Genomic DNA, 23,761 nt, shown 5'->3' with positions numbered 1-23,761 from the left:
AAAGGAGGTTTTCAGGCATGACTGAGCGTAATCAACGCAAAGTATACACTGGCCGTGTAGTTTCTGATAAAATGGATAAAACAATCACTGTTTTAGTTGAAACTCATAAAAAACATAAATTATACGGTAAACGTGTTAAGTATTCTAAGAAATTTAAGGCTCATGATGAGCAAAACGTAGCCCAAATCGGCGATATCGTTCGCATCATGGAAACTCGTCCGCTATCTGCTACAAAACGTTTCCGTCTAGTAGAAGTTGTAGAAAAAGCGGTTATTATCTAATAATGAATTTCGGAACTAATTAATTCCGAAGGGAGGTTACCTAAGTGATCCAACAAGAAACTCGTATGAAAGTTGCTGACAACTCAGGTGCACGTGAAGTTTTAACTATTAAAGTACTTGGTGGTACTGGGCGTAAAACTGCTAATATCGGCGATATCGTCGTATGTACAGTTAAGAAAGCAACACCAGGTGGCGTTGTCAAGAAAGGTGACGTCGTTAAAGCTGTTATCGTTCGCACAAAAAGCGGCGTACGCCGCAAAGATGGTACTTATATCAAATTTGATGAAAATGCTTGCGTTATCATTAAAGATGATAAAGGACCACGTGGAACTCGTATTTTTGGACCTGTTGCTCGTGAACTACGCGATAGCAACTTCATGAAGATCGTATCTTTAGCTCCAGAAGTTCTTTAATTTACATGAAAGTGCCAATCAAGGAGGTGCGACAGAATGCATGTTAAAAAAGGCGACAAAGTAAAGGTAATCTCAGGTAAAGACAAAGGGAAAACAGGTGTTATCCTAACTGCTTATCCTAAGAAAGACCGTGTGTTAGTTGAAGGTGTAAACATCGTCAAAAAACATATGAAGCCAAACCAAGCTAATCCGCAAGGCGGAATTGTTAGTCAAGAGGCTGCAATTCACGTATCGAATGTTATGTTAATCGACCCTAAAACTGGCGAGCCGACTCGCGTAGGTTATAAAGTAGAAGATGGCAAAAAAGTTCGTGTTGCGAAAAAATCTGGTGAAATTATTAAATAAGTAAAAAGAAGGGAGGTACACACATGAACCGCCTAAAAGAAAAATATCTTAAGGAAGTTTCTCCTGCTCTAATGAGCAAGTTTGAATATAACTCAGTAATGCAAGTACCTAAAGTTGATAAAATTGTTATCAATATGGGTGTGGGCGATGCAGTTTCTAACACAAAAGCACTTGATGCTGCTGTAGAAGAATTACAAATCATCGCAGGTCAAAAACCTGTAATTACGAAAGCTAAAAAATCGATCGCTGGATTCCGTCTTCGTGAAGGAATGCCAATCGGTGCAAAAGTTACTCTACGTGGTGAACGTATGTATGACTTTTTGGATAAATTAATCGCTATCTCTCTTCCACGTGTACGTGACTTCCGTGGTGTTTCTAAAAAAGCATTTGACGGTCGCGGTAACTACACTCTTGGAGTTAAAGAGCAATTAATCTTCCCTGAAATCGATTATGATAAAGTTTCGAAAGTACGCGGTATGGACATCGTAATTGTAACAACTGCGAACTCTGACGAAGAAGCTCGTGAGTTATTAACACAATTCGGCATGCCATTCCAAAAGTAAAATAAGGGAGGCGAAAACGTGGCTAAAAAATCAATGATCGTTAAACAACAACGTACGCCAAAGTTCAAAGTGCAAGAATACACACGCTGTGAGCGTTGTGGACGTCCGCACTCTGTATATCGTAAATTTAAGCTTTGCCGTATTTGTTTCCGTGAACTTGCATACAAGGGACAAATTCCTGGCGTTAAAAAAGCAAGCTGGTAAACCCCTATACTGGGAAGGAGGTAAATGTAATGACAATGTCAGATCCAATTGCAGATATGCTTACACGCATTCGTAATGCTAACATGGTTCGTCACGAGAAATTAGAAGTTCCTGCTTCAAACATGAAAAAGGAAATCGCTGAAATTTTAAAACGCGAAGGTTTCGTTCGTGATGTTGAATATGTAGAAGATAGCAAACAAGGAATTATCCGCATCTTCTTAAAATATGGTCAAAACGACGAACGCGTTATTACTGGTTTGAAACGTATTTCAAAACCTGGTCTACGTGTTTATGCTAAAACAAACGAAGTGCCTAAAGTTCTTAACGGTTTAGGAATCGCTTTAGTTTCTACTTCAAATGGTTTATTAACAGATAAAGAAGCTCGCGCTAAACAAGTTGGCGGAGAAATCGTAGCTTACGTTTGGTAATAATCAACAAACGAATGGAGGTGCAACAAAATGTCTCGAGTAGGTAAAAAACCAATAGAGGTTCCTGCAGGTGTTACTGTAACTATCAACGAAGATAATACAGTAGTAGTAAAAGGACCTAAAGGTGAATTAACAACATCTTTTAACCAAGATATTAAAATTGAGCAAGAAGGTACTGTAATTACTTTAGTACGTCCTTCAGAATCTAAAGAACACCGTACAATTCATGGAACAACTCGTGCTTTATTAGCAAACATGATCACTGGTGTTTCTGCAGGATTTGAACGTGGACTTGAATTAGTTGGGGTAGGTTACCGTGCACAACTACAAGGTAAGAAACTTGTACTTAATGTAGGGTACTCACATCCAGTTGAGTTCACTCCTGAAGATGGACTTGAAGTTGAAGTTCCTTCAAATACAAAAGTTATCGTTCGCGGTATTAACAAAGAACGCGTTGGTGCATTAGCATCTAACATTCGTGCTGTTCGTCCACCAGAGCCTTACAAAGGTAAAGGTATTCGTTACGAAGGCGAAGTTGTACGCCGCAAAGAAGGTAAAACAGGTAAATAATGCATCGCGCATTAGAAAGGAGTGACCACTGTGATTACGAAACAAGACAAAAATCAAGTTCGTAAAAAACGTCATGCACGTGTTCGTACAAAAATCACGGGTACTACTGAACGTCCGCGTTTAAATGTATTCCGTTCTAACAAACATATTTACGCGCAACTGATCGATGATTCAAAAGGTTTGACAATTGTGAGTGCGTCTACTATGGATAAAGACTTTGATGGAACAGCTGGAAATGTTGAAGCTGCTAAATCAATCGGTGAAATCATTGCAAAACGCGCTGTTGAAAAAAACATCAAATCTGTTGTATTCGACCGTGGCGGTTACTTATATCATGGACGTGTTAAAGCGTTAGCTGAAGCTGCACGTGAAAACGGCTTAGAATTTTAAGAAGAAGGAGGGACATATTTCATGCGTGGTATTGACCCAAACAAACTTGAACTTGAAGAACGCGTAGTTACGATTAACCGTGTTGCTAAAGTTGTAAAAGGTGGACGTCGTTTCCGTTTTACTGCATTAGTAGTTGTCGGTGACAAGAATGGACATGTAGGATTTGGTACTGGTAAAGCTCAAGAGGTTCCAGATGCAATCCGTAAAGCTGTTGAAGATGCGAAGAAAAATTTAGTGGAAGTGCCAAGAGTTGGCGGAACAACTCCTCACCAAGTAATTGGACGCTTTGGAGCTGGTTCTATTCTAGTTAAACCTGCTGCACCTGGTACAGGAGTTATCGCTGGTGGACCGGTTCGTGCGGTACTAGAATTAGCTGGTATCACTGATATTCTATCTAAATCACTTGGATCTAACACACCAATCAACATGGTTCGTGCTACATTAGAAGGATTGACTCAACTAAAACGCGCTGAGGACGTTGCTAAATTGCGTGGTAAATCAGTAGAAGAACTGTTAGGATAAGGGGGGGAAATTACAATGGCAACTAAATTAGAAATTACCCTTACTAAAAGCCTGATTGGTACTAAACCAAATCAACGCAAAGTAGCTGAAGCTCTTGGACTACGTAAAATGCATCAAACAGTTGAGCATCAAGACAACGCCGCTATCCGCGGAATGGTTGACAAAGTAGCTCACTTAGTAACTTTGAAAGAAATTTAAGGTTTAATTTAAGAATAAGGAGGTGCCACCATATGAAACTACATGAGTTAAAACCTTCAGAAGGATCTCGTTCTACACGTAATCGTGTAGGCCGTGGTATCGGTTCTGGTAATGGTAAAACTGCAGGTAAAGGTCATAAAGGTCAAAACGCTCGTTCAGGCGGTGGGGTTCGTCCAGGATTTGAGGGCGGTCAAAACCCATTATTCCGTCGTTTACCAAAACGTGGATTTACGAACATTAATCGTAAAGAGTTTGCAATTGTGAACCTTGACACATTAAATCGTTTCGAAGAAGGCACAGAAGTAACACCTGCTCTATTAATCGAAACAGGTGTTGTGAGCAGTGAGAAGTCTGGTATTAAGATTCTTGGTAATGGATCACTTGACAAAAAGTTAACTGTAAAAGCTCACAAATTCTCTGCGTCAGCTAAAGAAGCAATTGAGAACGCTGGCGGACAAACTGAGGTGGTTTAATGTTTCAGACAATCTCCAACTTTATGCGTGTGAGAGATATTCGAAATAAAATCATTTTTACTTTATTGATGTTAATCGTCTTCCGTCTTGGTACATTTGTTCCAGTGCCGAATGTCGATGCAAATGTTTTAAAACAAACAGATCAATTAGGTTTGATCGGATTTTTAAATACATTTGGTGGTGGAGCCCTTGCTAACTTCTCTATTTTAGCAATGGGAATCATGCCATACATCACAGCTTCCATCATTGTTCAATTGTTACAAATGGATGTTGTACCGAAGTTCACAGAGTGGTCAAAACAAGGGGAAGTCGGAAGACGGAAGCTTGCTCAGTTCACTCGTTACTTCACAATTATCTTAGCTTTTATTCAAGCAATCGCGATGTCTTACGGATTCAACCGTATGTATAGTGGTTCTTTAATAAATGACGAAGGCATCATGACATACCTTGTTATTGCTATTGTGTTAACTGCAGGAACTGCATTCTTAATGTGGTTAGGTGAGCAGATTACAGCAAAAGGTGTTGGTAATGGTATTTCTATCATTATCTTCGCTGGTATCGCTGCTGCAATTCCGAATGCAGTAAACCAACTATATGCACAACAAATTGTAGATGCTGGTGATGCACTATTTATTAATATAATCGTAATGGTTTTACTTCTATTGGCAGTCATCGCAGTTACAGTTGGGGTAATTTATGTAACACAAGCGTTACGTAAAATTCCAATTCAATATGCGAAACGTGTTGCTGGTACTGCTCAAACAGGCGGTCAACAAACACACTTACCTTTAAAAGTAAATGCTGCGGGAGTTATTCCAGTAATCTTTGCATCAGCTTTCCTTATGGCACCACAATCTATTGTTTTATTTTTTGGTCAGAATAAGGTAACTGATTTTATATCAAATGCATTAGATTACACGCAACCAGTTGGAATGATAATTTATATTGCTTTAATCATTGCGTTCTCTTACTTCTATGCATTCATTCAAGTGAATCCAGAGAATGTAGCGGACAATTTGAAAAAGCAAGGTGCGTATATTCCAGGTATTCGTCCAGGAATTAACACACAAAATTATTTGACTAGCGTATTATATCGATTAACTTTTGTTGGTTCTATTTTCCTTGCTGTGATCTCCGTTATGCCTTTATTGTTTGTTAAGTTTGCGGGATTACCGCAATCTGCACAAATTGGCGGAACAAGCTTACTAATCGTTGTAGGTGTTGCACTTGAAACGATGAAACAGCTAGAATCACAATTAGTTAAGCGTCATTATAAAGGCTTTATGAAATAATGTTGGTTTTTAGGAACGACATAGTTCCTAAAAATCTACAAAATAGTCCTGAGGGGGGCATTTCCGTATGAATATCGTTTTAATGGGTCTGCCGGGTGCTGGTAAAGGTACTCAAGCAGATAAAATTGTTGAGAAGTACGCAATCCCTCATATTTCTACAGGCGATATGTTTCGAGCAGCAATTAAAGATGGCACGGAACTTGGCTTAAAAGCAAAATCGTTTATGGATCAAGGTGCACTAGTACCCGATGAAGTAACGATTGGTATTGTCCGTGAAAGATTGAGTAAACCAGATTGTGAAAAAGGATTCTTACTTGATGGTTTCCCAAGAACAGTACCTCAAGCGGAAGCACTTGATGCTTTACTTGCGGATCTTGGAAAATCACTTGAGCATGTGCTTAACATTCAAGTTGAAAAAGAAGAATTGATTAAACGTCTAACTGGCCGTCGCATTTGTAAAGAGTGTGGCACTGCTTACCATTTAATCTTTAACCCTCCTGCTAAAGAAGGTGTTTGTGATAAAGATGGTGGAGAGCTTTATCAAAGAGCGGATGACAATCCCGAAACGGTTACTAACCGTCTGGAAGTAAATATGAAGCAAACTCAACCTTTGCTTGATTTTTATGACAACAAAGGTGTTTTAACAAATATAGATGGACAGCAAGAAATTTCAAAAGTTTTTGCTGATCTTGATGCTCTGTTACAGGGCAACCGCATTTAATAGCCCGGTGCCTGTCTCAGATTGACTGAATAACCGGGCATTATGCAAAGAACGAAATGTTTTTTTCGAGAGCTGCAAAAGCATATTGCGCCCGGTATACGAACTTAGGGAAAGAAATGTATCAAAAAACGAGGGCCCCCTAGTCCACGTGCATTTCCACTACTTAAGGGGTATAATGGGTTTCGTGGAAGCATCTATGTAACGAACGGGTACTATGGAACTCATCCAACACTTTCGTACGAATATGTTGACATGAGGGAGACAGGTTTCTACCAGTCAGTCTACGCCGTGGATTGCTACAAGCGAAACCTTACGAGTGTCTTTCGAACATCTCTCATGATTTCCAAACATATGCTTAAAACGAATAGTTTCGTTCCATTAGAGGCTATACTAACAGCAAATTACGTTTGAATTTTGATGAGAACCTGATTTGTATATAGAAGGGAGACAGGGTTGATGGCGAAAGATGATGTAATTGAAGTCGAAGGAACAGTTGTTGAGACTTTGCCAAACGCGATGTTTAAGGTAGAATTAGAAAACGGTCATACAATACTTGCGCATGTATCTGGTAAAATTCGTATGCACTTTATCCGCATTTTACCTGGAGATAAAGTCACAATTGAACTATCTCCTTACGATTTAACTCGCGGTCGTATTACGTACCGTTTTAAATAATCTTTTGCACTCCGGACTACTAAGGAGGTTAGGTTAGATGAAAGTGAGACCATCTGTAAAACCGATCTGCGAAAAATGTAAGGTAATTCGCCGACGCGGTAAAGTAATGGTAATCTGTGAAAATCCTAAACACAAACAAAGACAAGGCTAATAAGAAGGAGGTGCACGACACATATGGCACGTATTGCTGGTGTTGACATTCCACGCGACAAACGCGTTGTTATTTCATTAACATACATTTACGGTATTGGTAAAACAACTTCACAAAAAGTATTAGCTGAAGCTGGTATTTCTGAAGAAACTCGCGTACGCGATTTAACAGAAGATGAGTTAAACAAAATCCGTGAACAAATCGGTGTATACAAAGTAGAAGGTGACCTTCGTCGTGAAGTATCACTAAACATTAAACGTTTGATGGAAATCGGATCTTTCCGTGGTATCCGTCACCGTCGCGGCTTACCTGTACGCGGACAAAATACGAAGAACAATGCTCGTACTCGTAAAGGTCCACGTAAAACAGTTGCGAACAAGAAAAAATAATCGGTAAAGGAGGTTTCTTCCTAACATGGCACGTAAACAACAAACACGTAAGCGTCGTGTGAAAAAGAATATCGAATCCGGTATTGCTCACATCCGCTCTACATTTAATAATACAATTGTGACTATCACAGACATGCAAGGTAATGCACTTTCTTGGTCAAGTGCTGGAGCTCTTGGATTCAGAGGTTCTCGTAAATCTACTCCATTCGCTGCACAAATGGCTGCTGAAACTGCTGCAAAAACATCCATGGAACATGGTTTAAAAACTTTAGAAGTAACTGTTAAAGGCCCAGGTGCTGGTCGTGAAGCGGCTATCCGTGCACTTCAAGCTGCAGGTCTAGAAGTTACAGCTATTAAAGACGTAACACCAGTACCACATAACGGTTGCCGTCCACCAAAACGTCGTCGCGTGTAATAATAGGTGAAACTCATTGTTTGAGAACATCATTTATTGTACAGACTGAAGTTGTGCAAACAGCAATCAGTTAAACGATCGAATTCATATGATGGAAAGAACCTATACATTCGATGTTTTGAGGGAGGGTAAATTGGAATGATCGAAATTGAAAAACCAAAGATTGAAAGTGTAGAAATCAGCGAAAATGCCAAGTTTGGTAAATTTGTTGTAGAACCGCTAGAACGTGGCTATGGAAATACTTTGGGAAATTCTTTACGTCGTATCCTTCTGTCTTCTTTACCAGGAGCTGCAGTTACTTCTATTCAAATTGATGGCGTTTTACATGAGTTTTCAACTATTGAAGGCGTAGTGGAAGATGTTGCATCTATTATTATGAATGTTAAGAAACTAGCTTTGAAAATCTACTCTGACGAGGAAAAAGTCATTGAGATTGATGTAAAAGGAGAAGGAACGGTTACAGCTGCTGACATTACACATGACAGTGATGTTGAGATATTAAACCCGGATCTCTATATTGCAACTATCGGCAAAAATGGTCATTTCCGCATGCGTATGTATGCAGGTCGAGGCCGTGGCTACACTCCTGCTGATCAAAACAAACGTGAGGATCTTCCTATCGGCGTAATCCCGATCGACTCTATTTATACTCCAGTTTCACGCGTTAATTTTCAAGTGGAAAATACTCGTGTTGGTCAATTGGCAAACTACGATAAATTAACTCTTGATGTGTGGACAGATGGCAGCACCGGTCCAAAAGAGGCGATTTCGCTTGGAGCAAAAATCTTAACAGAGCACTTAAATATTTTTGTAGGGATGACCGACGAGGCACAAACTGCTGAAATCATGGTTGAAAAAGAAGAAGATCAAAAAGAAAAAGTATTAGAGATGACTATCGAAGAACTTGATCTTTCTGTTCGTTCTTATAACTGCTTAAAACGAGCTGGTATTAACACAGTACTTGAGCTTGCGAACAAGTCAGAAGACGATATGATGAAAGTAAGAAACCTTGGCCGTAAATCTTTAGAAGAAGTAAGAGCGAAGTTAGATGAGCTTGGCTTAGGATTACGTAAAGAAGACTAAGCGAATTTTGATATAGCTAGATATGAACTATTCACCAAAGGAGGGAAACATCCATGGGTTACAGAAAACTTGGACGTACAAGTTCTCAACGTAAAGCGATGTTACGTGACTTAACAACTGACCTAATTATTCATGAGCGTCTTCAAACTACTGAAGCACGTGCAAAAGAATTACGTTCTGTTGTTGAAAAAATGATCACTTTAGGTAAACGCGGAGATTTACACGCACGTCGTCAAGCAGCTGCTTACATTCGTCGTGAAGTAGTAACTTCTACTGATGAAGAAGGTAATGAATCAACAATTTTTGCATTACAAAAATTGTTTGATGATGTAGCACCACGCTATGCAGACCGTCAAGGCGGTTATACTCGTATTATGAAAGCTGGACCTCGTCGCGGAGACGGAGCACCTGTTGTAGTAATTGAGTTAGTTTAATTTAAAGTGTATACATGCACTGCATAATTAAATGAAAGCCCCAAGGCGAATTTGATTAAGATAAAGTTGAAGAGGGTAATTGGTGTTCCTACCACCCTCTTCTTTTTTCAAACATATTTATTAGATTTATACGACAATATAAAAGCTGAGTGTTATGATGAGCGGACTTTTTACGTGATTTATCTGAATCGTGTTTAAGAAGTAGCGTCTTGTCTAGCTCTACGCACCTCATTTTTCTAATTGGTCTTGAGCAGCCAATTATGAAACCGTTATAGAAGAGCGCATTTCTCAAAATGAGGTGCGCGCTTTTTTATTTTATCGTAGAATGGTTACATGAACTTAGACAGCAGAGTGGAGCTAGAGGAGGTAAAGGATGAAAAGCGAAATTATTTCTTTACAAGAAGTAACTTTTACATATACAGAAGAAGAGAATATTCGTCCAGCAGTAAATAACGTTTCTTACACAATCCGAGCAGGTGAGTGGGTTGCAGTAGTAGGTCATAATGGTTCCGGTAAATCGACGCTTGCACGATTAATGAATGGTCTTCTATTTCCTCAGTTGGGAAAAGTACGTATTTTTGGGGAAGAGTTGAATGAACACAATCTATGGGAAACTCGTTCGCAAATGGGAATGGTGTTCCAAAATCCAGACAATCAATTCGTGGGAGCCACAGTCCAGGATGACGTAGCATTTGCATTAGAAAATAACGGTATCCCGTTTGAGGAAATGGTAGAACGAGTAGAAGAGTCATTAGTTAAAGTAAAAATGAAAGATTTTATGAACAGCGAGCCTCATCATTTATCGGGAGGACAAAAGCAACGTGTCGCAATAGCTGGAGCAATCGCATTAAAACCAAAGATTTTATTGTTAGATGAAGCAACTTCTATGCTTGATCCTCAAGGTAGAGAAGAGGTTCTTTCAACCGTACGTCAGTTAAAAGATGAAACCGATTTAACAGTTATATCTATTACACATGATCTAGAAGAAGCATTACACGCGGATAGAGTCATTATGATGAATAACGGTAAAAAATACGCAGAAGGAACGCCTGAAGAGATATTCCAAAAAGGACAGGAACTAGTAGATCTAGGACTTGATTTGCCTTTTGCGATGAATATATCTCGGTTATTACGTTCCAAAGGAATTACACTAATGGAAGACCATATGACAGAAGAAGAGTTGGTGAATGATTTATGGACATCATACTTCAACAAGTAAGCTATGCTTATGCAAAAAATACACCTTTTGAAAAACGAGCGTTGTTTAATGTAGATCTACATATACCTTCAGGCAGTTACCAAGCAATCATTGGGCACACGGGATCCGGTAAATCAACTATTTTGCAACATTTAAATGCATTACTAACACCTACGGAAGGTTCTATTAAAATTGGAGATGTCGAAGTAAAACCGGAAAAGAAAAACAAACAACTAAGACAGGTTAGACAAAAAGTAGGTATTGTTTTTCAATTTCCAGAGCATCAATTATTTGATGAAACGGTGTTAAAAGATATTATGTTTGGTCCCATGAATTTTGGTGTATCAGAAGAGGAAGCAAAAAGACGTGCAATAGAATTAGTAAAGCTGCTAGGACTCCCTGATGAGGTATTAGAGAAATCACCTTTTGATCTCTCAGGAGGACAAATGCGCAGGGTGGCAATCGCTGGGGTACTTGCGATGAATCCAGAAGTATTAGTACTAGATGAGCCAACAGCTGGATTGGACCCAAGAGGACGAAAAGAAATAATGGAATTATTTTATCAGCTTCATAAAGAAAAAGGTTTGACGACTGTTTTGGTAACACATAGCATGGAGGATGCAGCGAGATATGCTGATCGTATTGCTATTATGCATAATGGCAAGTGTGTCTTAGAAGGTTTACCAATAGAAATTTTTGATAACGAAGAGCGCTTAACAGATTATCGCTTGGAATTACCTCAAAGTGTTAAATTTCAAAAAAAGATAGAGAAGATGACAGGAAAAAAACTGCCTTCAATATGCTTAACCGAAGAATCCTTGGCAGAAGAGCTTGCGCAAATGATTAAAAAGGAGCGTGAGGTTTAATGCTAGAGAAAATGATATTCGGTCGCTATATACCAGGAGATTCTTTTATACACCGGTTAGATGCTCGGGCTAAATTGATCTTTGTCTTTTTATTTATTGCTATCGTTTTTATTGCGAATAACTGGATTACTTATGGTATTTTGCTTGTGTTTACATTTTTAATTATCCGTATGTCCAAGATTCGCCTATACTTTTTAATAAATGGTTTGAAGCCAGTTGTTATACTAATCATTTTCACGTTTTTATTACATTTAATATTTACACGTGAAGGTGACATTATTTTTCAATGGAAGTTTATATCTATTTATGAGGAAGGTTTACGACAAGGGATATTTATTTCTATACGTTTTTTCGTACTAGTAATATTGACATCGATTCTAACGCTCACTACTACCCCTATATCGATTACAGATGCATTAGAGACATTATTGAACCCTTTAAAGAAATGGAAGCTCCCAGTGCATGAATTAGCGCTAATGATGTCAATCTCGCTAAGATTCATCCCAACGTTAATGGATGAAACAGATAAAATCATGAAAGCGCAAATGGCGAGAGGATCTGATATGACGACTGGAAGTATGAAGGAAAGAATGAATGCCGTTGTTCCACTTCTCATTCCGTTATTTGTGAGTGCCTTTAAACGTGCAGAGGATTTAGCTACAGCAATGGAAGTACGAGGATATAAAGGTGGAGAGGGTAGGACAAGATATCGCAAGTTAGAATGGGAAACGCGAGATACGATTAGTATACTGTCACTTGTTCTCTTAGCTGGAATTCTTGTTTATTTTAGAAGTTAGACGAGGTGTAGGTGTGAGGTTAAAAGCAATTGTCAGTTATGATGGAAGTGGATTTTCCGGGTATCAGGTTCAACCGGGGAAGCGCACAGTACAACTGGAGCTAGAACGTGTTCTTGGAATCATGCATAAGGGAGAATCCGTAAAAGTAGTTGCAAGTGGGCGTACAGATGCTGGGGTTCATGCTACTGGACAAGTTATTCATTTCGATAGTTCGCTAACGTTACCAATGGAAAGATGGCGAACAGCATTGAATGTACAACTTCCAGGAGATATTCGCATTTTATCGGTAGAACAAGTTCAAGATGATTTCCACGCAAGATATAATGCTACAGGGAAAACCTATCGCTATATTTGGTCATTAAATGATGTGCAAAGCCCCTTTGAACGCAATTATTCAGTCCATGTTGAGCGATATAAACCCAATGTGGAGCTAATGAAAGAGGCTGCAGTATATTTGTTGGGAACGCACGATTTTTCAAGTTTTTGCGCTTCTAATACTAGTGTAAAAGATTTTGTAAGAACTATTCATTTCATCCATTTAGAAGTAGAAAAAGAGTCTAATCAATTGCATATGGTGATTAACGGAAATGGATTTTTATATAATATGGTTCGCATTATTGCAGGAACTTTATGGGAAATTGCAATCGGTAAAAAAAGTGTGGAGGAGATGCGGGACATAGTTAATTCTTGTGATCGAAAGAGAGCAGGAAAAACCGCGCCAGCACACGGTTTATACCTAGAAAATGTGGAGTATTTCTCATGAAACAACTTTTCCAGGTGTTTTTCGAAAAACGCTTGACTTAATCGAGTTTTCGTTATATGATGATGTATGGTATTTTCATTAACCCCACAATATAAGCCCCGAAACTTATTGGTATGAGGATATAGAAAATTATAGATCGATTATGATTGAATTAGGAGGACAAAATACATGCGTACAACATTCATGGCTAAAGGTCACGAAGTAGAACGTAAATGGTTAGTAGTTGACGCTGAAGGCCAAACTCTTGGTCGTTTAGCTTCAGAAGTAGCTGCTATTTTACGTGGAAAACACAAACCAACATTCACACCAAACGTTGATACAGGTGATCACGTGATCATTATCAACGCGGACAAAATTCATTTAACTGGGAACAAGTTAAATGACAAAATTTACTACCGTCACACTCAATTTGCAGGTGGACTTAAACAACGTACTGCATTAGAAATGCGTACTAAGTACCCAACTAAAATGATCGAATTAGCAATTAAAGGGATGCTTCCTAAAAACACAATAGGACGTCAAATGTTCTCAAAACTTAACGTTTACGCTGGAGCAGAACACCCACATGCAGCACAAAAACCAGAAGCATACGAGCTTCGCGGATAATTAATAAGAGGAGGACATACACTTGGCACAAGTTCAATATATCGGCACTGGTCGCCGTAAAAGTTCAGTAGCACGCGTACGTTTAGTACCAGGCGAAGGAAAAATTATTATTAACAAACGTGACGTTGAAGATTACGTACCATTCGAAACTTTACGTGAAATCATTAAACAACCATTAGTAACTACTCAAACTCTTGGTAGCTATGATATTCATGTAAACGTTAATGGTGGTGGATTCACAGGTCAAGCAGGAGCAATCCGTCATGGTATTGCACGTGCTCTACTTACAGTAGATCCTGATTTCCGTCCAGCATTGAAATCTGCAGGATTCTTAACACGTGACCCACGTATGAAAGAGCGTAAAAAATACGGTCTTAAAGGCGCGCGTCGTGCACCTCAGTTCTCAAAACGTTAATATTGCGTTTTCAAAGACTCTCAACCATTTTGGTTGGGGGTCTTTTTTATTAATATGAGAAAGACTTAAAACTATATACACCGATAGAAAAAACATCTGTAACGAAAGAAGTTACAGATGTTTTATATTATTGATTTCTTCCATATTGATAAAAGGCATATTTGAATCGAGTACGCCTTTTATTCGTTTCGCCTTCATTCTTTCTCCTTGCATCCACTCGTTGAAATCAAAGATAAGTGGTAATCGATCACCGCCAAGTGTAAATCCAATTCTCATTTCTTGTGGAAAATAGAAGGAAGTATGCAAAGTACCTGCCCATGCTCCATATTTTTTTGAAAAAATACCTTTATCCGTGTCATTCATCATTCGGTATGCTGTGTACGGATCTGTAACATTTTTTTGTTGTTGGAGAATCGCTTGTTGTCTTCGGAAGGAGTCATCCATACGATATCTATTTTCTTCTGTTAATTCTTCAAAATGATTCGTACATACATTTGATTGACGAACTTCTACCGCTCTTGGTGAAGCTTCTACTACAAATGTCTCTCCTTTAGTATCCAATAAAACATAGCTGAATGAATGACGATGCGGAATTTCCTTCAAGAGATCAATTGCTTCATCTACGTTTGCACATGTTTCTAAAATAATGCGACCGATCATATTACAGACAAAGCCATCCTCTGAATTCTTTCTATTAATGAAGTTATAGCCCATTGCAAGCCCTTTTTCGTTCATCCCATCTGTACGACCTGTAATTTGCATAGAAGGCCCAATTACGGCATAACCTCCATCGGTCGGCCGATATATAGTAAAGCGCCCTTCATATGAAAATGGATGGTTGTCATAGTTGCGAACCATATATTTATTTCCTGTAAAAATGGAACAACCGCTTCTCCCATATTCAAGATAATATCCACCAAATTCTCGAATCGCATCTTCCATCTTCCATTTTAAAGAATCAGCAAGTCCCTGAATCTCATCCCAAATTTGAGGGGCAAATGTTAAAATTACATTTTTGAATTCTATTTCATTAATAAGGAAGTGGCGACTTTTTGAAGCCCACTGTTTCTTTCTATTTATTAATATTGGTGATTCTATTAAAAGGTCCCCTTGCATATAACCGAAATTATAATGATCTCCTTGAAATTGAACAATCTCACTGTAAACATTCCCCATGCCAAAAATCCTCTCGGTTTTACTTAATATTTCTATTTTAAGTAATAATGAAGTACTTTAAAAAAGAAACGACTTATAAAAGGGAGCTAGATAAATTTCAGGATACTAAAAACGCATCGTATTTTTAACTGGTCATTTAATAATACCTGCTGGAGAGTACTAAGGTTCGAAGAAGTTAATATACACTAAAAAAGGCTGTAGATCACTCGTTTTATTCGAGTTTTTCTACAGCCTGGGGACAACATGATACATGTTGTCCGTGGAAAGATTATTTATTTAATTTTTTGTCATAATCAAATTCAAATTCTACGTCCTCAGGTTTAACGAATTTCGTTTTATTTTTTAATTTATAGCCAATCCATAAGCAAAGGAAGAGAGGTATGCCTAAGTATGCAGCAACAACGCTACCCCAATCTACTTTATCTGCAAGGAAAGCTTGGAAGTTTTGAGCTAAAATAACGATTAATCCGCATGCAATCGCAAAAATTGTACCGATCGGAAACCATTTTGCTTTATAAGGTAATAGGTCCAGTGAATGACCTTGAGCAACAAAGGCTTTACGGAAACGATAGTGACTGATCGAAATACCGAGCCAAAAGATAAACCCAGTAATACCGATAGCATTCATCAACCAAATATAAACGACACCATCACCAAAGAAAGAAGCCAAAAAGGCAAGCGTACCGATAGCACACGTTAAAATCATACCAGCCACTGGAACACCACGTTTATTAAGCTTGCCAAAAATCTTAGGAGCTTGTCCCTCTTTAGCCATGGAATATAGCATACGAGTGGATGCATATAGACTAGAGTTACCTGCTGATAAAACAGCTGTTAAAATAACTGCGTTCATAAGAGATGCTGCAAATGCAATTCCGGCTTTTTCAAAAATTAGCGTAAAAGGACTAACCATGACATTTTCACTTTGTAAACTTGGATGTGTGTAAGGAATGATTAAAGCAATTACGAGAATCGCTAAAATATAAAATAAAAGAATTCTCCAGAAAACACTTTTTATAGCGATAGGTACATTTTTCGCTGGATTTTCACTTTCACCAGCAGCCACTCCAACAATCTCGGTTCCTTGAAAAGAGAACCCAGCTGCAATAAAAACAATAAATACACCAATGAGACCTCCTGAAAAAGGAGCATCGCCAACGGTAAAGTTTTTAAATCCTACTACTTCTCCACCCATGATTCCGAAAATCATCAGTACACCTACTACGATAAAGATAACAATCGCACTTACTTTAATTAAGGAAAGCCAATATTCACCTTCCCCGTACCCTTTAACAGATAAATAGTTCAAAAGAAAAATAAGCGTTAAAAATGATGCACTCCATACCAATGATGGACTATCTGGAAACCAAAACTTCATAATCATCGTGGAGGCAGATAGCTCTGCCGCTATGGTCATTGCCCAGTTAAACCAATATGTCCAACCGATTGCGAATCCAAATGCAGGATCTACGAACTTTGTACCATACGTACTAAAGGAACCACTAGTTGGCATAAAAGCTGCCATTTCTCCAAGGCTTGTCATAACAAAATAGACCATTGCACCAACTAAAGCATATGCAAGTAAAGCACCACCTGGGCCAGCTGTATTGATCGCTGCGCCACTACTTAAAAATAGTCCTGTACCAATAGAACCTCCAATTGAAATCATCGTTAAATGACGAGCTTTCAATCCCCGTTTTAATTTTTGCTCTTCTGGTTGAATGGCGGACTGTAAAAGGTTTTTTTCATCTTTTGGCACCACTATCTATCCCTTCTGTTTGAAAAATAAAGCGCTTTCTTTTTTTAGAATAATATTTATTCTTAGATATTTACTATATTTNTATTTACTATATTTTTATTTGAACATGGCTCCACATCCAGTGCTATTGTGATAAAAAAACGTAATAGATATGACTATTCAGGCAAAATAGGATGATAAAAAAATGTCGTAATGTAAATTTTAGTGATTTGAATGAAAAAGTCAATTGTTTTTTTAGAATAATAATTGGAAAAGAAAAAATATTTTGCGTTTTGTATCCTATTGTGTTTAATAATGGAAAGGATTTTTTGCACCTATTACTTATAACTTTCTTTAACGTGTTTTTATATTGTGTTACAGGAGTGTTACTGGTGCCTGGCACCAGTAACACTCCTGTAGTATTCTTGAGAGATTTTATGAAAATATATTGTTTCGTTGAATTGGGAGGGGTATATTAAAAAGGCAATTATTACATATGAAGAGGTAAATTATGAGAAGTAAATTTAATGTTGTTACGTCTACTATTCTGCTTAGTATTTTCATTGCGAGGTTTGGCACTTTTTTAGTGCTACCGTATCTTACACTATTTTTATTAGATGAATTTCATTATTCAAGCTTTCAGATTGGAGCCATTATTTCAACCTTAGCGTTATCTAATTTGTTTATGAGTTTCTTTATTGGGCCATATATTGATAAGTTTCGAAAAGATAAAGTCATCATTACGGGGCTGATCGGATATTTAGGGTGTTATTTCTATTTCCCGTTTATTGATCATTACGCTGGGTTCATTTTGTTTGCTACGGTATTAGGGATAAGTCAAGCAATTGTAGAGCCTACGTATCGTGTGCTGTTAAGTCTGTACACGGAGCCTGAAAATAGACGGTTGATCTTTAATATTCGGTATTTTTTAATTAATATTTCTGCAGCGATCGCTCCGCTAACGTCTGTCTATTTTCAGCAATTTGGCATGGAGAAGTTGTTTTTCGCTGTTGGTTTTATATTCTTAATTAATATAGTGACATTTGCCGTTATCTTTAAAAAGTATCCGATGAAACAAGTGGCGGCAGATTCTAAGAAAATATCTATATTTCAATCGTTCTATGTGTTTAAAAAGGATCATGCATTTAGCATATTTATATTAGCTTTAATTTTCATCAGTTTCGGTTATAGCCAATTCGATTCGACCTTTAGCCAGTATTTAGGTATTACGTTTGATTATGAGCTAGCGATTAAGTATTTTTCATGGCTCATCACAACCAATGCCATTACTGTTATCGTGATTCAATACTTTGTTTATAAGTTAGGGGAAATAATTAGTACAACGACTTCCTTGATGATTGGAAGCTCTTTGTTATCGATTGGTTTGTTTTTCTTTGGACAAAGTGAGCACATTTTCATGTTAATCATTGCGATGGTCATTTTTACAGCTGGAGAAGTTTTAGTGTTCACAATGGTGGACATTCATATTGATGACATGTGCGAAGACCATGAAAAAGGAACCTATTTTGCATTATCAGGGGTGAAATCGATTGGTAGAATAGCTGGCCCAAGTTTAGGTGGTTTCCTATTAGACAGCTTGAATGGTGGGGGAATGGTATTTACTATCATTGGACTTATTACTGTGTTGGCTGTACCATCCTTTTATTTAAGTAACAAAGTGAGGAGAAATTTAAATGCGCCTATACAACACCATTAAAAACAAAGCGTACTGGTTAGTAGATCAAATTAATATAGAGGGCAAGTCAGAAGAAGATTATAAAGTGGAATTTACCAAGTTATTAAAAGAATATGAAGAACAAAAAATTGAATATTTATCATTACTAATGGAAGAACACTTTGAAAACTGGTTACTTTCGAAAGGATTTAGAAAAATTTCGGTCATCCATGAATATACAAAATCGTTAGAAGAAGAACAGCTAATTGAAAGTGAGTTAAAATTCCACGCTCTATCGGAAGGGTTAATGACAGACAAAGAGTTTGCCGATGCATATGAATTATGTCGTTCAGGTTCTGCCAATAAAAACATCCCACAATTAATCGAGAAAATAATGGCCGCCCTATCTCAAGAGCTGGGAGAAAGTTGGAGAAGTCATTGCTATTACTTTTTAAAAGACAATGAATTGGTTGGAATTAGTATTCCCCATATGGAGATGGGAACAACAGATGAAGGGAGAATGTTCTACTTCGGCATTGTGCCTAACAAGAGAGGTTTCGGTTTGGGAGCAGAGATTCACAAAATCACGTTATATCTAATGAAGCAGATGAACGCCAAAAATTACGTAGGTAGTACAGATGAAAGTAATAAACATATGATCAATATCTTCAAGAAAAATGGCTGTGTTATTAGAAATAAAAAAGGAATTTATAGAATTGATAAAGATTAGATAACTTGTTCCAAAAAGCAAACATACTCTTTGTCCCTCATACGTATAATGAGTGAAAAAGGAGCGATGGAACTGAAAAAGTGGCTGGTTATTGGAGTATTGTTTTTAATTTCTTTGGTTGCAGTGTTTTATAGTACAAAAGCAAGCGATTTAAGTTTTTTCATGCCGGAACCATTAAGTGGGGTTAAAGTAGTAATAGACCCTGGGCATGGAGGTTTGGACGGAGGCGCCAGTCATGGTGAAACAGTAGAGAGAGATATTACGCTTGCTATGTCTCTAAAACTGGAAAAGACTTTAAAGGAAAATGGTGCTACCGTTGTTTTGACACGTCGTAAAGAAGGGGATGCAATTGCCGAGCATGCTCCCGATGAAGATTTCCCAACAATCCGTTCAAGAAAGCGTGCAGATTTACTTCTGCGAGAAGAGATTATTAATAATGCGGAAGCGGACATAGTGATCAGTTTACATGTAAATGCGGTCCCTGAGGAAAGATGGAGAGGGGCGCAAGTATTCTATCATGCGGAGGGACATGAAGGTGGGGAGTTACTAGCGAAATCCATTCAAGGGGCAATCCGTGAAGATATTGGAAATACAGAAAGAGAAGCACTTGCCATCAAACAAGTTTATATTTTGAAGAAATCAAAAGCACCTACGGTATTACTAGAAACTGGATTTTTGAGCAATAATGAAGAAAGAGAATTGCTAAAATCCGATAAGTATCAAAACCAAATGGTAGACGCAATTACAAAGGGTGTACGTCGTTTCGTAGAAGATAATATTTACTGAGTCAATGTGAGGGATTGTAGACACTCGTATATGGTATACTATATTGCGAATAGTTAACTTAAAGGGGAGTGTCTACAAATGATTAATGAGCAACAAGTAAGAGCATTATTAGGAGAATTAAATGATCCATTTTTACATAGAACATTAGAAGAAACAAACGGAATTTCAGAGGTATCTATAAAAGAAGAAAAAAATCATGTCAGTGTAAAGTTAGCAATTGCAAAAATTAATTCTGCAGAGCAAATGCAATTGCAAGGAAAAGTAGTGGAAGTATTAAAGGACGAAGGAGCAGCAACTGTTGGTATTCGTTTTGAAGAACTTCCAAAAGAAGTATTAGAGCAATTTCGCGGTCAAGCAAAAGAAAGCGATAATGAAAGCATCCTTTCTCCTGGCAGCAAAGTGAAAATTATTTCAATTGCTTCTGGTAAAGGTGGAGTTGGTAAATCAACTGTATCCGTAAACTTAGCAGTAGCACTTGCACGTCTAGGGAAAAAAGTCGGCTTAGTAGACGCAGACATATACGGGTTTAGTGTTCCAGATATGATGGGTGTCAAAGATATGCCACAAATTAAAGAAGACCGTATTATCCCTGTAGATCGTAAAGGTGTAAAAGTAATTTCGATGGGATTCTTCGTAGAAGACAATACTCCGGTAGTTTGGCGTGGGCCAATGCTTGGAAAAGTGTTAGATCAATTCTTTAAAGATGTGGAGTGGGGCGAGTTAGATTATTTATTATTAGACTTACCTCCAGGTACAGGTGACGTTGCCTTAGACATTCACCAAATGTTACCTACCTCTAAAGAAATAGTAGTAACAACACCGCATCCTACTGCAGCATTCGTAGCAGCACGTGCTGGGGCAATGGCTCTTCAAACAGATCATGAAATATTAGGTGTAATTGAAAACATGTCTTGGTTTGAATCTAAATCTACTGGAGAGCGTGAATTTGTATTCGGTAAAGGTGGGGGACCAAAACTTGCGGATGAACTTCGTACAGAATTACTTGGTCAAATACCACTAGGACAACCAGATTGGAACGATATTGACTTTGCTCCCTCTGTATATGGAGAAACACATGATACAGGTAAAATATATTTAGACATTGCTCGAAAAGTTATTGAAAAAGCATAAGAAAAAGGCCGTTTCCTTAAGAGGAGCGGCCTTATTTTTCAGCTTCTTTTCCTTGTTCTGATCCCTTCTCTTCGGAGCCACCGCCACCACCTTCGCTTTTTTGTCCTCCTCCTCCAGCCTCTTCAACAAGTTTTTGCCACTTAGTTTGCAATAAAGGACTTTGGATTGTTTCTTCCACGACTTTTTGCATTTCTTTCCGCATATCAGGAGATTGTAATACTTTTCCTAGCTCCTTATTCATTTCAGCAGAACCAAAAAAGCTTTCGAGGCTTTTCAAGTATTCCGGATCTTTCATGAGAGTCTTCATTAATTCTTCCTGTTGCTTCATCATACTTTTTGCCATTGTTTCTGAAAATTTAGGGTCTTGATAAACTTCTTTCCAAAATTCTTCTGCATCCTTTGATAACATGGTTTGTTCAACCGACTTCTTTACTTGCTCGCTGTCAATAACTAACATTCCTTGAAATTCAGGGTCATCTAAAAGTTTTCGAACAGATTTTTTTCCTTCTTCTGTTTGTAGTGCATCAATCACCATTTTTTTCATCTCATCATAAGAAGGCGTGGAAGAGGTAGGATTACCATTACATCCAGCCAGTAAGCCAATAGTTAATAAAATGAAGGCAAAATACTTCAAATCAATCACCATCCTTTCAATTATTGTTCACATTTTTTATTTAAATATGTACTGAAGTAAGTAACAAATAGATTTTTTTGTTAATGGTTGTTACAATCTATATGGGAAGTAGAAGGATATGGAGGATTTTTTGCCGTGACAATTCGAAATTGGTTTAAATTTTTTCTAAATGCTATGTGGATAGGTGGACTAATCACAGGTGTGTTAGGTTTATTTATACGTTGGGACGATGCTTTTGCTAAATATTTTGAAGCAGGTCAATGGAGTGAGTTCTTCGCAGCATTCGCTTTTATGGTTATTATGGGATTTACGATAAGCGTAATCACTCAAATGGGCTTTTTTGCTTATTTAACAATTCATCAAATGGGTGTAAATATTTTTAGAACATTAACATTATGGAACTGGGTACAACTACTAATAATACTTATCGTTATTTTTGATTTGGTTTTCTTCCGTTTTAAACCGAATGCAGAAACAACAGGGCAAATTTGGTTATATGTTATTTTATTACTCATACTAATTGTAACTGCAGTAGTAGTAGCGATAACTAAAGCCAAAATAACTAAAAAACATACACTTATATCTGCATTATTCTTTATGATTGTTGTTTCTACATTAGAGTGGTTGCCTGTATTGATGGTACGAGCAGACAACGTAGATAGCTGGGTGACATTATTATTATTCCCAATTCTCGCAGTTAATGCCTACCAATTATTAGCTTTGCCAAAATACAATGCAAAATCAGATGAAGATAGAAAAAAACTAGAAGAACGTAGAAAAGCAAGAAAAGAAGCCGTTTCTAAATAAAAAATGCTCTGACATCTAAATGGTCAGAGCATTTTTTTACTCGTATGTTGTTAATCAGGAATAGTTTTACTTTTAGTTGTTAAACCAAAAATATTTTGTTCAACAGAAAGTAGAGAGTCAGATTTAAGTAGTTGATTTAATTGCTTTATATCTATTCGTTCCTCCTGATGGAGCGGAACACTTAGAATATCTCCTTTTTCGAGCTTAGGAAATGGATCTCCTTTCATCCAGTACTTACTAGAGCTTAGTAAATTAACTTCATTTTCCCACGCTGTTTTTTGTAATTCCATAGGAAACTCATAGTCTTTTGTCCGAAACCAAAGCGGAAGTTCACCAACAGATTGTTCAAATTCATCAATTTCCTTTTTAAATAAATTAGGATCTTCTATATATTTAAGCCCATCTTGCCCTAATAGACTAATAGGAATACTTTTCTCTTTCATTATTTTAATAAGAGAAGGTGAACGTTTAATCCAATCAATACTTATGAAAAAATGTGGATAAGGCGCTTGCAAACTTTTTATGAAAGTTTCCATATCCTCTTTACCAAAAGTTAAATCGATTGTAATCGTTTTGCCATGTGATCCTTTAGAGACAACAGTAGGTTCTTCAGTTAACTGAAAAACAGGAAGCATTGATGAATACTTATTTGGGATAATAAAAAAGAGACTTAAAAATACCAGCACAGTTCCGATTAGTAAAAGCTTTGTTTTCATTGTAATATCGCACCTTTCCATTCTTTCTAATAAATTTTATGATTTAGTGTTGACATTCATGTTAAAACGATGTTAAGATACAAAGGTCGCCAAAACAAAACGACAACATGAACATTGAAAACTGAACATGCAAAACGTTAAGACATATAGCTTGATAGACTAGCTTCGGTTAGTCG

General features: G+C 37.5%; 34 protein-coding genes. 30 read left to right on the top strand and 4 right to left on the bottom strand.

What is annotated here, in order from left to right; translation table 11 throughout:
- Nucleotides 1–17 precede the first annotated feature (17 nt).
- From rpsQ to rpsI, 25 genes are all read left to right on the top strand, one after another.
- Nucleotides 18–281 carry a 30S ribosomal protein S17 gene (gene rpsQ, locus AN959_RS12525; RefSeq protein ID WP_053591326.1) on the top strand — a complete coding sequence of 88 codons (264 nt, stop codon included), beginning with the start codon at nucleotides 18–20 and terminating at the stop codon, nucleotides 279–281.
- Between the two features lie 44 nt (nucleotides 282–325).
- Nucleotides 326–694, top strand: a complete 369-nt coding sequence (gene rplN, locus AN959_RS12520; protein WP_053591327.1) for a 50S ribosomal protein L14 — start codon at nucleotides 326–328, stop codon at nucleotides 692–694.
- Between the two features lie 36 nt (nucleotides 695–730).
- Nucleotides 731–1,039 (top strand): 50S ribosomal protein L24, encoded by a 309-nt coding sequence (rplX, locus tag AN959_RS12515; protein WP_053591328.1) that lies wholly within the window; start codon nucleotides 731–733, stop codon nucleotides 1,037–1,039.
- Nucleotides 1,040–1,062: 23 nt separating this feature from the next.
- Nucleotides 1,063–1,602, top strand: coding sequence for a 50S ribosomal protein L5 (rplE, locus tag AN959_RS12510; protein ID WP_053591329.1), 540 nt, complete (start codon nucleotides 1,063–1,065; stop codon nucleotides 1,600–1,602).
- Between the two features lie 18 nt (nucleotides 1,603–1,620).
- Complete coding sequence (gene rpsN / locus AN959_RS12505) at nucleotides 1,621–1,806, top strand: 30S ribosomal protein S14 (RefSeq protein WP_053591330.1); 186 nt, start codon at nucleotides 1,621–1,623, stop codon at nucleotides 1,804–1,806.
- A 29-nt stretch (nucleotides 1,807–1,835) separates the two neighbouring features.
- Nucleotides 1,836–2,234 (top strand): 30S ribosomal protein S8, encoded by a 399-nt coding sequence (gene rpsH, locus AN959_RS12500; RefSeq protein ID WP_053591331.1) that lies wholly within the window; start codon nucleotides 1,836–1,838, stop codon nucleotides 2,232–2,234.
- Nucleotides 2,235–2,264: 30 nt separating this feature from the next.
- Complete coding sequence (gene rplF / locus AN959_RS12495) at nucleotides 2,265–2,804, top strand: 50S ribosomal protein L6 (RefSeq protein WP_053591332.1); 540 nt, start codon at nucleotides 2,265–2,267, stop codon at nucleotides 2,802–2,804.
- A 30-nt stretch (nucleotides 2,805–2,834) separates the two neighbouring features.
- Nucleotides 2,835–3,194 carry a 50S ribosomal protein L18 gene (rplR, locus tag AN959_RS12490; protein ID WP_053591333.1) on the top strand — a complete coding sequence of 120 codons (360 nt, stop codon included), beginning with the start codon at nucleotides 2,835–2,837 and terminating at the stop codon, nucleotides 3,192–3,194.
- Nucleotides 3,195–3,215: 21 nt separating this feature from the next.
- Nucleotides 3,216–3,716: a 30S ribosomal protein S5 gene (rpsE, locus tag AN959_RS12485; protein ID WP_053591334.1), complete on the top strand. Its 501-nt coding sequence runs from the start codon at nucleotides 3,216–3,218 to the stop codon at nucleotides 3,714–3,716.
- A gap of 15 nt (nucleotides 3,717–3,731) precedes the next feature.
- A complete protein-coding gene (gene rpmD / locus AN959_RS12480) occupies nucleotides 3,732–3,914 on the top strand; it encodes a 50S ribosomal protein L30 (RefSeq protein WP_053591335.1) in 183 nt (60 codons plus the stop codon).
- Between the two features lie 32 nt (nucleotides 3,915–3,946).
- Complete coding sequence (gene rplO / locus AN959_RS12475; protein WP_053591336.1) at nucleotides 3,947–4,387, top strand: 50S ribosomal protein L15; 441 nt, start codon at nucleotides 3,947–3,949, stop codon at nucleotides 4,385–4,387.
- Nucleotides 4,387–5,679: a preprotein translocase subunit SecY gene (secY, locus tag AN959_RS12470; RefSeq protein WP_056831183.1), complete on the top strand. Its 1,293-nt coding sequence runs from the start codon at nucleotides 4,387–4,389 to the stop codon at nucleotides 5,677–5,679. Before rplO ends, secY begins: the two co-directional genes overlap by 1 nt.
- A 67-nt stretch (nucleotides 5,680–5,746) precedes the next feature.
- Nucleotides 5,747–6,400, top strand: coding sequence for an adenylate kinase (locus AN959_RS12465; RefSeq protein WP_053591338.1), 654 nt, complete (start codon nucleotides 5,747–5,749; stop codon nucleotides 6,398–6,400).
- Between the two features lie 456 nt (nucleotides 6,401–6,856).
- A complete protein-coding gene (infA, locus tag AN959_RS12460; RefSeq protein WP_016429904.1) occupies nucleotides 6,857–7,075 on the top strand; it encodes a translation initiation factor IF-1 in 219 nt (72 codons plus the stop codon).
- Nucleotides 7,076–7,112: 37 nt separating this feature from the next.
- On the top strand, nucleotides 7,113–7,226 hold the full coding sequence (gene rpmJ / locus AN959_RS12455; RefSeq protein WP_003247619.1) for a 50S ribosomal protein L36: 114 nt from the start codon (nucleotides 7,113–7,115) through the stop codon (nucleotides 7,224–7,226).
- A 23-nt stretch (nucleotides 7,227–7,249) separates the two neighbouring features.
- Entirely contained in the window at nucleotides 7,250–7,615 is a 366-nt protein-coding gene (gene rpsM / locus AN959_RS12450) for a 30S ribosomal protein S13 (protein WP_053591339.1), read from the top strand.
- Nucleotides 7,616–7,640: 25 nt separating this feature from the next.
- Nucleotides 7,641–8,030 (top strand): 30S ribosomal protein S11, encoded by a 390-nt coding sequence (gene rpsK / locus AN959_RS12445; protein WP_053591340.1) that lies wholly within the window; start codon nucleotides 7,641–7,643, stop codon nucleotides 8,028–8,030.
- A gap of 138 nt (nucleotides 8,031–8,168) precedes the next feature.
- Nucleotides 8,169–9,113, top strand: coding sequence for a DNA-directed RNA polymerase subunit alpha (locus tag AN959_RS12440; RefSeq protein WP_053591341.1), 945 nt, complete (start codon nucleotides 8,169–8,171; stop codon nucleotides 9,111–9,113).
- Nucleotides 9,114–9,166: 53 nt separating this feature from the next.
- The gene (gene rplQ, locus AN959_RS12435; RefSeq protein WP_053591342.1) at nucleotides 9,167–9,547 is read left to right on the top strand and encodes a 50S ribosomal protein L17; all 381 of its coding nucleotides are present in this window, start codon (nucleotides 9,167–9,169) and stop codon (nucleotides 9,545–9,547) included.
- Nucleotides 9,548–9,920: 373 nt separating this feature from the next.
- The gene (locus AN959_RS12430) at nucleotides 9,921–10,766 is read left to right on the top strand and encodes an energy-coupling factor ABC transporter ATP-binding protein (protein WP_056831180.1); all 846 of its coding nucleotides are present in this window, start codon (nucleotides 9,921–9,923) and stop codon (nucleotides 10,764–10,766) included.
- Entirely contained in the window at nucleotides 10,742–11,611 is an 870-nt protein-coding gene (locus tag AN959_RS12425) for an energy-coupling factor ABC transporter ATP-binding protein (RefSeq protein ID WP_056831177.1), read from the top strand. The genes AN959_RS12430 and AN959_RS12425 overlap by 25 nt, the downstream gene beginning before the upstream one ends.
- Nucleotides 11,611–12,408 (top strand): energy-coupling factor transporter transmembrane protein EcfT, encoded by a 798-nt coding sequence (locus tag AN959_RS12420; RefSeq protein ID WP_056831175.1) that lies wholly within the window; start codon nucleotides 11,611–11,613, stop codon nucleotides 12,406–12,408. The genes AN959_RS12425 and AN959_RS12420 overlap by 1 nt, the downstream gene beginning before the upstream one ends.
- 13 nt (nucleotides 12,409–12,421) lie before the next feature.
- Nucleotides 12,422–13,171, top strand: coding sequence for a tRNA pseudouridine(38-40) synthase TruA (gene truA / locus AN959_RS12415; RefSeq protein ID WP_053592260.1), 750 nt, complete (start codon nucleotides 12,422–12,424; stop codon nucleotides 13,169–13,171).
- Between the two features lie 168 nt (nucleotides 13,172–13,339).
- Nucleotides 13,340–13,777, top strand: a complete 438-nt coding sequence (rplM, locus tag AN959_RS12410; protein WP_053591346.1) for a 50S ribosomal protein L13 — start codon at nucleotides 13,340–13,342, stop codon at nucleotides 13,775–13,777.
- A 22-nt stretch (nucleotides 13,778–13,799) separates the two neighbouring features.
- Nucleotides 13,800–14,192 carry a 30S ribosomal protein S9 gene (rpsI, locus tag AN959_RS12405; RefSeq protein WP_053591347.1) on the top strand — a complete coding sequence of 131 codons (393 nt, stop codon included), beginning with the start codon at nucleotides 13,800–13,802 and terminating at the stop codon, nucleotides 14,190–14,192.
- Between the two features lie 111 nt (nucleotides 14,193–14,303).
- On the opposite strand, the gene AN959_RS12400 is transcribed toward rpsI, so the two are convergent.
- On the bottom strand, nucleotides 14,304–15,368 hold the full coding sequence (locus AN959_RS12400; RefSeq protein ID WP_056831173.1) for a C45 family peptidase: 1,065 nt from the start codon (nucleotides 15,366–15,368) through the stop codon (nucleotides 14,304–14,306).
- Between the two features lie 268 nt (nucleotides 15,369–15,636).
- Nucleotides 15,637–17,037 carry an amino acid permease gene (locus tag AN959_RS12395; RefSeq protein WP_082461000.1) on the bottom strand — a complete coding sequence of 467 codons (1,401 nt, stop codon included), beginning with the start codon at nucleotides 17,035–17,037 and terminating at the stop codon, nucleotides 15,637–15,639.
- A 580-nt stretch (nucleotides 17,038–17,617) separates the two neighbouring features.
- Here AN959_RS12395 and AN959_RS12390 point away from each other — a divergent pair.
- From AN959_RS12390 to AN959_RS12375, 4 genes are all read left to right on the top strand, one after another.
- Nucleotides 17,618–18,823, top strand: a complete 1,206-nt coding sequence (locus AN959_RS12390; RefSeq protein WP_056831170.1) for an MFS transporter — start codon at nucleotides 17,618–17,620, stop codon at nucleotides 18,821–18,823.
- Nucleotides 18,801–19,511 (top strand): hypothetical protein, encoded by a 711-nt coding sequence (locus AN959_RS12385; RefSeq protein WP_056831169.1) that lies wholly within the window; start codon nucleotides 18,801–18,803, stop codon nucleotides 19,509–19,511. Before AN959_RS12390 ends, AN959_RS12385 begins: the two co-directional genes overlap by 23 nt.
- Before the next feature lie 72 nt (nucleotides 19,512–19,583).
- Nucleotides 19,584–20,297 (top strand): N-acetylmuramoyl-L-alanine amidase, encoded by a 714-nt coding sequence (locus AN959_RS12380; RefSeq protein WP_053592262.1) that lies wholly within the window; start codon nucleotides 19,584–19,586, stop codon nucleotides 20,295–20,297.
- Between the two features lie 78 nt (nucleotides 20,298–20,375).
- A complete protein-coding gene (locus AN959_RS12375; RefSeq protein ID WP_056831168.1) occupies nucleotides 20,376–21,428 on the top strand; it encodes an Mrp/NBP35 family ATP-binding protein in 1,053 nt (350 codons plus the stop codon).
- Nucleotides 21,429–21,459: 31 nt separating this feature from the next.
- On the opposite strand, the gene gerD is transcribed toward AN959_RS12375, so the two are convergent.
- Entirely contained in the window at nucleotides 21,460–22,062 is a 603-nt protein-coding gene (gerD, locus tag AN959_RS12370) for a spore germination lipoprotein GerD (protein ID WP_056831167.1), read from the bottom strand.
- A gap of 135 nt (nucleotides 22,063–22,197) precedes the next feature.
- Between gerD and AN959_RS12365 the strand changes: the two genes are divergently transcribed.
- Nucleotides 22,198–22,869 carry a KinB-signaling pathway activation protein gene (locus AN959_RS12365; RefSeq protein ID WP_053591353.1) on the top strand — a complete coding sequence of 224 codons (672 nt, stop codon included), beginning with the start codon at nucleotides 22,198–22,200 and terminating at the stop codon, nucleotides 22,867–22,869.
- Nucleotides 22,870–22,919: 50 nt separating this feature from the next.
- Here the strand turns inward: AN959_RS12365 and AN959_RS12360 are convergent, their stop codons facing one another.
- Nucleotides 22,920–23,585, bottom strand: coding sequence for a hypothetical protein (locus AN959_RS12360; protein ID WP_056831166.1), 666 nt, complete (start codon nucleotides 23,583–23,585; stop codon nucleotides 22,920–22,922).
- Nucleotides 23,586–23,761 lie beyond the last annotated feature (176 nt).

The organism is Psychrobacillus sp. FJAT-21963, assembly GCF_001420585.1.
Lineage (GTDB): Bacteria > Bacillota > Bacilli > Bacillales_A > Planococcaceae > Psychrobacillus.
The sequence above is the reverse complement of the archived record's forward strand: the minus strand, read 5'-3'. Positions and strand labels throughout refer to the sequence as shown.